Source organism: Clostridium tyrobutyricum (assembly GCF_019144085.1).
GTDB classification, from domain to species: Bacteria; Bacillota; Clostridia; order Clostridiales; family Clostridiaceae; genus Clostridium_B; species Clostridium_B tyrobutyricum_A.
The window spans coordinates 139,958-146,024 of the sequence record NZ_JAHHUY010000005.1; the positions used below are offsets into that span (position 1 = coordinate 139,958).

The following is a 6,067-nucleotide window of genomic DNA, read 5'->3' on the forward strand; positions in this document are numbered from 1 at the left end:
TGACTTTTAATAAATACTATAATTTTTAAATCATTGACATGGATTTCTTTGTTCTTGCTATTTCAGTATTGTCCTGTTTTCTATCTGACAGGCCAGCTACCGGATTAGGCTTGGATTCCGAACGATAATCCTCACCTTTTTTGCTCTGGTGCTGTTGTACTACTACATGACTTGCCACTTTGGAAATATCATGGTTTACTTTGTTCTGATAAAAGAAAAAGCTGTGATCTGAAGGAAGATCATGAACATTTTTAAAATCCTCTTTATCTGCAGTAAGATCAATTTGATTTGCAAGAGTATCTCTTACATAGTCTCTTGTGTCATGGAATCTTAGCAATTCAGGAAAAGCACCTGGAACAACCTGTTCCCACTGTTTGTTTTCATATTTGTTCAGAAGCTCTGCAGCTTTATGCAGATGGGATATTTCCTGATGGAGATGAAGATCCCAAATGGATTTTACATTTTGATCAACTTCATCTTCGTAGAATGAATAATATAGATAGCACTCCATGTATTCATGAAGCAGAAGACTTTCCAGCCATGTACAGTTTGGATCGATAAGTGATCCGTAATGGCTTACGTGCTGTTCTTCTATCATTCCAATTTCCTGATAAAGCTGACGACCTATATCGTTGTAGTATGTATTACCAAGATTCATGTAGAAGTTCATTGTTTGCTGTTCACCTGCAGTAATGATCATGGTACTTAATTTTGTACGTATATCTGCTGTTTTGAAGTCAACAAAGCGTTTTGCCTCCTCTTCCGGACAACGGTGTTCTGCTACAGTTGGACGTCCTGGAGTAATGTCTACATATTTTTTTACAAGATTTTCTGCAGGAATGTTTTCATCAAGATCCAGTAGATTTGAGTAGCGGTACAGATGATCGAAATCTTCCAGCAGTGCAAAATCAAGTGCCTGTTTTACGTAGGAATTTGGTTCTTTTTGTGCAAGCCAGGCAGTTAAATCTACAGCAACGTGTTCATATCCTATAGTTGTTTCAAGCTGTGTCTCATCAATAGGCTTCAACCAGTTGATGTGTTTTTGCTGCTGCTGTTCCACACGGCGCATCATTGCAAGTTCTCTACGAAGATCGTTGTTGTTGCAGTGGCGGTTGAATTGATGGGAGAAAAGAGCTGCTTCCACCTCAATTCCATTCATCAATATGATACGGACTTTTGTATATGGATCAACAGTCTGTTTTGAATATGGTTTTGGGTACATAGTTTGCCAGTCCATGATAGTGTCTTCAAGTGGCATTGGCTTTTGGTCAAATGGATTAAACATTTTATCACTCCTTAAATTATTTTTTATATAAAGTATTATGCTCTTGAATCCACCTAAATATGTATATAATATATATCATGGAGGTGTATATATTAATGAAAGAAAAAATATTGACTCTGAAATTGTTAAAAGACAAGTATGGGGTTTGCAGGTTGGACACTACTTCATCAGTTCCTGAATGGGGAGAAAAAGGGGAGTTTTTTTCTGTAACCAGAACATCAGACGAGATGTCAATTGTATGCTCTGAAAAAAATATCCCTGAGAATATAAAATGTGAGAAGAACTGGAGAATTTTAAAGATTGAGGGACCATTGGATTTTTCTCTAATTGGAATTCTAGCTTCCATAAGTTCAATATTGGCTGAGAGAAAAATAAGCATATTTGCTGTTTCCACCTATGATACAGATTATATTCTCATTAGGGATGCAGATGTAAATAATGCTGTAGAAGCACTATCTGAACAAAAATACAATATTGTATAATTATAAAAAAGTCACTTGCCAATTGTGACTTTTTTTGATACATTTCCCCAGAAGTCCATAGCCTGAATTTCATATTTGGAATTGTCAGAACTGCTTTTACATTTGAATTGTCCCAAAGTTTGGTTTTTGTTTCCGCCGTATTTTCTCTGTACAGATGGAGAATATATTTTCCTGCCATTACAGAATAGTTTATATGATGCTGCATCTTCAGATACTTCCCAATTGATGATAGTTTCGGTATTGGTTTTATTGATCTTACTCCATTTAGGTGCATGAGGACTTCTATTGTGAATTTTATGCTGATATAAATATGTTTTATAAGCTCTGTGAAATCTCCTGTTTATATTGTTTGGACTATAATAATGACTGTAGGTAAAAGTTATAATATTATCCACAAATGGATATTCCAATCTCATCTGTTTTATAAATCTCTTTATAGGGGCGCTTGACCAGTCATTATGGTTGAAAGTTTCAACGTTTGCCCAAAATAGAAGTCCGCTTTTAGATTTGGCAGATTTGCTTAAGGCACTAAACCAGTCTGTGACTTCTTTAATTTTAAGTCCGCCGCCTCCTACAGAGTCCTGTGGACAAAAAATATCTCCTCTTTTAAAATTGGTCAAGCTAAAAAAGTGCTTCCAATTGTCTGCGTAAGCTTGAGGTGTGGAGTATTTTGAGTTCATAAAAGGAGACATCATAAATGGCAGTCGCATATTATTATCCTCCATGTAGTCTAAATTTATATTCACAGCTGTGGATAATATTTTAAAATCATCTTTACTTCTAAAGTTGAGATTATCAACTTCATATACCCAGTACCACCCATAAAATGAATCCTTGTATTTTTCATGGTATTTCTCATACAATTCTTTTATTATGAAATTTGATTTTTTAATCCGTCCATATAGGAAAGAAGGATTTCTTGGCCCAAACTTCCACCACATAGTATTGTAGTCAATTCCAAAAAATACTTTAAAACCTGATTTTTGGCAGTTCTTCAGGCACATATCCACTACATCATTTTTAAATGAACCATCATATATTTTTTTAATCTTTTGATTCTGGACTATAAAACTGTTTATTACAATATATCTCATTTTAACTTCTTTTAAATAATAAAGTTCTTTTTGCCATGTTACATCATCCCAGTTAAGTACCATATCAGGTTGTATGAATGTTCCCGATGCGTGTGGAAAATTAGTGATTTTATAAAGAATTTTACTAGCCATATGAATTTCTCAGCCTTTCAATTATTTATATCTTCTATAAAATAAGTATGATTTTTTCCAGTTTAATAGAACTAATCCTTTGAATTTACACTTTATTTAAATTTAACAATGTGATATAATTACTTCAATAAATGTATCTTAGGTGATGAAGTTCACCTTTAACCATCTCTTCCGGGATTGATGACTTCTACTATATTTGTATAGTAGAGGTCATTTTTTATATATTGGATAAAATTTAAAAGGAGATATAGGATATGAAAAAATATATTTATATATGTGCAGGTGGATTCTTAGGTACAATTTTAAGATATTTTATTGAAAGTTTGAAATTCCACAGTTACACAGGAGTAATTCCTATAAATACACTTTTTATAAATTTAACAGGCAGTTTTTTACTTGCATTTATTACTACTATCTTGATGGACAAACTAAGCCGTTCTTCCAATATCCAGCTTATGATATGTACAGGCTTGATAGGGGCATATACTACGTTTTCCACAATATGCAAGGAAATATGGTCAATATTTTCAAAAGGATATTATCTGCAGGCAATATCATATACACTTATGTCCTTGATGTTTGGACTTGTTCTTTCAGCAGTTGGAGTTATTTGTGCAAGGCAGATTATTAAGCGTATATCATTCAGAAGGGAATTGATAAAATGAACTTTCTAATTGTAGGTATGGGAGGCATGTTTGGTAGTTTAACCAGATATTCTTTAGGACAATATATACAGAAACATCTTGGAAAATACTTTCCAATAGGGACAATTATTATAAATATAACAGGTGCCTTAGTTTTAGGAGTATTAAATGCAGCCAATTTGAATCCTAAATTTTATATTCTGCTCTGTGATGGTTTTTTAGGAGCCTATACTACATTTTCAACTTTTATGTTTGATGGAATAAAACTTTTTGATACAAATAGCAAGATAAATGCAATAAGTTATATATTGATTACCATTGTATTTGGAATTTTAGCATATATGATAGGATATAAAATAACGAATTTCTTTATTTAGAGTATGTAAAAATTGATGGGGGAGAGAACTATGCCAAAATTATCTATCGGGAGTATATTTTTTGCATTGATGGCTGATGCAATGTGGGGATTTGTATACATAGTACCGAATTTATTATCAGACTATACTGCTATTGAAATAACAGTTGGCAGATACCTTGTATATGGGATTTTTTCCATGGCTATTCTACTTTTAAAAACTCAGAACAGGAAAAATTTGATAGATATAAATATGTGGAAAAAGGCTATAGTGTTTGCATTTTGTGGAAATATAGGCTATTATTTTTTCCTGGCATTGTCCATCAAGTTAACAGGTTCCATAATTTCCACACTTATAATAGGATTGCTGCCTGTTACAACTTCATTATATGGAAATCTTACAAACAAGGATATCTCATTTAAAAAATTGATTATTCCTATTCTTGTTATCATAGGTGGTAGTTTGTTAATGAATTTTGCATCATTAGGTAACAACAGTAAATTTAATATATATGGAATTATATCCTGTATATTTGCGTTATTTGTTTGGACATGGTATGCAGTTGCAAATGCTAATTTTTTAAGACAAAATTCAAGGATTAATCCTCAAGTATGGTCTACAATTACAGGTGCAGCTACTTTATTGCTTGTTCCAGTTTTTATAGTGATAATTAAAATTATAATGCCAAATTCTTTTTCGATAAATAGACTAATGAATTTTAACAACAGTACTTTTGAATTTTGGTGTATTTCCATATTTCTTGGAATTGCAGTATCATGGCTGGGAGCAGTTTTTTGGAATAAAGCATCTGTTGGGTTGCCTGTCTCTTTAGTAGGACAGATGGTTGTAGGTGAAACTGTTTTTGGACTTGTTTATTATTTTATCTTTGAATCAAAATTACCGGATTTTATTGAATTGATAAGTATTATAATTATTATATCAGGTGTTTTGTATTATATGAGAGTTATAAATAATTTAAAGAAAGAGAAATATAAAGCTGAAAATGTACAATAAATTAAAATTATACTTTCTCAATACCTGTTTTATTAAACTTTAGGAAATAAAATAGATATTGAGAATTTACCATTATTATAAAAGGCATCTATTGTTCCATTCAACTGTTTGGTGATTTCTTTGGCTATTGACAATCCTAATCCTGTAGTCTTTTTATTTCTGGATTTATCTTTTGTGTAAAAACGTTCAAAAATATAATCTAAATTATCTTTGGTCATGGGTTCACTAAGATTGGAAAAAGTAAATATATAATTACCCTTTGATTCTTGAATTTCAAGATCATATTCTCCCTTACCATGTACAATTGCATTAAATAAAATATTTGAAAATATTCTTTTTACGCCTTGTTCATCTCCTAATATTATACATGGTTTTTCCAGTAAGTGGACAGTTGGTTCCTGATCCTTATTATAAAAATCATCATAATACATGACCAATGTATCCATAAAAATTTTTTTTGCATCTATAGGTATATGTTTATAAATAATCTCCCCTGATTCAATACGTACGTATTCAAATAATTGTTCCAGTAATATCTTAACCATATTCTGCCGTTCCAATACTATTGCCAGATACTCTTGTTGTTCTCTATCTGGAGCACTTGCCTGCAGCATTTGAACGTATCCACTGGCAGTTGTAAGGGGTGTACGCAAATCATGTGAAATATTAGTTATACTCTGCCTAAAATTTTTATTTAGCCGTTTAATTCGTATACGAGACAATCTGATATCTCGCATTAAATTGTTAATCTGATTAACAAGATTTGAAATGTCTCTTTGTCTTGCCACTACTGTCAGCAGCTGGTTAGTATCTTTTATATTCATAATTTCTTTTAGTTGCCTTGTAATATGCTTAATATTCATTCGGTAATACAGATGATAAAAAATAAATATGATAAACATAAATATCAATAAAAAAGTTGTAACTACCCAAATATCTTCCATATTAACTCCTTCAAAATGTTTTCTCATTTCTTTTTATTGCAAATTAATCTACATCTCTTTTTGAAAATAACAAACTGGATGCTAAAATTGTAACTCTTAAGCCCCTAAGTATAGTT

General features: G+C 31.7%; 7 protein-coding genes and 1 riboswitch. Of the genes, 4 read left to right on the forward strand and 3 right to left on the reverse strand.

Features of this window, described 5'->3' with window-relative positions:
- Window positions 1-25: 25 nt before the first annotated feature.
- Window positions 26-1,285, reverse strand: a complete 1,260-nt coding sequence (locus tag KM800_RS03820; protein WP_217811881.1) for a hypothetical protein — start codon at window positions 1,283-1,285, stop codon at window positions 26-28.
- Window positions 1,286-1,380: 95 nt separating this feature from the next.
- Between KM800_RS03820 and KM800_RS03825 the strand changes: the two genes are divergently transcribed.
- A complete protein-coding gene (locus KM800_RS03825; RefSeq protein ID WP_217811882.1) occupies window positions 1,381-1,767 on the forward strand; it encodes an ACT domain-containing protein in 387 nt (128 codons plus the stop codon).
- Window positions 1,768-1,778: 11 nt separating this feature from the next.
- Here KM800_RS03825 and KM800_RS03830 read toward each other — a convergent pair whose 3' ends face one another.
- Window positions 1,779-2,993 carry a DUF4434 domain-containing protein gene (locus KM800_RS03830; protein ID WP_217811883.1) on the reverse strand — a complete coding sequence of 405 codons (1,215 nt, stop codon included), beginning with the start codon at window positions 2,991-2,993 and terminating at the stop codon, window positions 1,779-1,781.
- Window positions 2,994-3,125: 132 nt separating this feature from the next.
- Window positions 3,126-3,190: riboswitch (Fluoride riboswitch) on the forward strand.
- A 57-nt stretch (window positions 3,191-3,247) separates the two neighbouring features.
- Here KM800_RS03830 and KM800_RS03835 point away from each other — a divergent pair.
- Genes KM800_RS03835 through KM800_RS03845 form a run of 3 tightly spaced genes read left to right on the forward strand, consistent with a single transcriptional unit; the run spans window position 3,248 to window position 5,007 of the window.
- Window positions 3,248-3,658, forward strand: a complete 411-nt coding sequence (locus KM800_RS03835; RefSeq protein ID WP_217811884.1) for a fluoride efflux transporter FluC — start codon at window positions 3,248-3,250, stop codon at window positions 3,656-3,658.
- A complete protein-coding gene (gene crcB / locus KM800_RS03840) occupies window positions 3,655-4,014 on the forward strand; it encodes a fluoride efflux transporter CrcB (protein WP_217811885.1) in 360 nt (119 codons plus the stop codon). The genes KM800_RS03835 and crcB overlap by 4 nt, the downstream gene beginning before the upstream one ends.
- Window positions 4,015-4,044: 30 nt before the next feature.
- Entirely contained in the window at window positions 4,045-5,007 is a 963-nt protein-coding gene (locus KM800_RS03845) for a DMT family transporter (RefSeq protein ID WP_217811886.1), read from the forward strand.
- Window positions 5,008-5,039: 32 nt separating this feature from the next.
- On the opposite strand, the gene KM800_RS03850 is transcribed toward KM800_RS03845, so the two are convergent.
- Window positions 5,040-5,951 (reverse strand): sensor histidine kinase, encoded by a 912-nt coding sequence (locus KM800_RS03850; RefSeq protein WP_217811887.1) that lies wholly within the window; start codon window positions 5,949-5,951, stop codon window positions 5,040-5,042.
- Window positions 5,952-6,067: the final 116 nt, after the last annotated feature.